Source organism: Marinimicrobium sp. UBA4509, from assembly GCF_002388575.1.
Classification (GTDB): domain Bacteria; phylum Pseudomonadota; class Gammaproteobacteria; order Pseudomonadales; family Cellvibrionaceae; genus Marinimicrobium; species Marinimicrobium koreense.
The window spans coordinates 9,044-9,495 of sequence record NZ_DGMV01000044.1 but is presented as its reverse complement, the minus strand read 5'-3'; the positions used below and the strand labels follow the sequence as shown (position 1 = coordinate 9,495).

Annotated in this window: 1 protein-coding gene and 1 pseudogene; both read left to right on the top strand. The window is 53.8% G+C overall.

Features of this window, described 5'->3' with window-relative positions; all coding sequences use genetic code 11:
• A pseudogene (locus tag B3520_RS06725) lies at positions 1 to 159 on the top strand (sodium:proton antiporter); the annotation flags it as partial.
• 120 nt (positions 160 to 279) lie between these two features.
• On the top strand, positions 280 to 452 hold a 173-nt coding region (locus B3520_RS06720; protein ID WP_286875736.1), incomplete at its 3' end, for a redoxin domain-containing protein.

The window sequence follows — 452 nt, the reverse complement described above, 5'->3', positions numbered from 1 at the left end:
ATATTCTCGGCCAATGACGTGGTCATCAATCTGGGCGTTATCGCTGCTGGCGCTTTGGTCGCGTGGACCGGTTCCCATTATCCAGATCTGATTATCGGCACTATTGCGGGAATCATCGTGCTTAACGGCGCCAGGCGTATTCTGGCGCTGAAAGATTAAGGAGTGCTCGTTGTGGGAGAAAAACTCTCCCGGTATGAAATAGCCCGGTTGCCTGAGCACTCCGTTGGCGGCGCGTTTCCAACCAAAGCTAAAACTAACTGATCGAAGGAGACTACTGTTATGAGTTTACATCTAGGCAATACCGCCCCCGATTTCGAGGCGAATACCACCGAAGGCCGGACCAGCTTCCACGACTGGATTGGCGACGGGTGGGCCGTACTGTTTTCGCATCCGGCTGATTTTACGCCGGTATGCACCACGGAGCTGGGTGAAACCGCCAGACTAAAAGACGA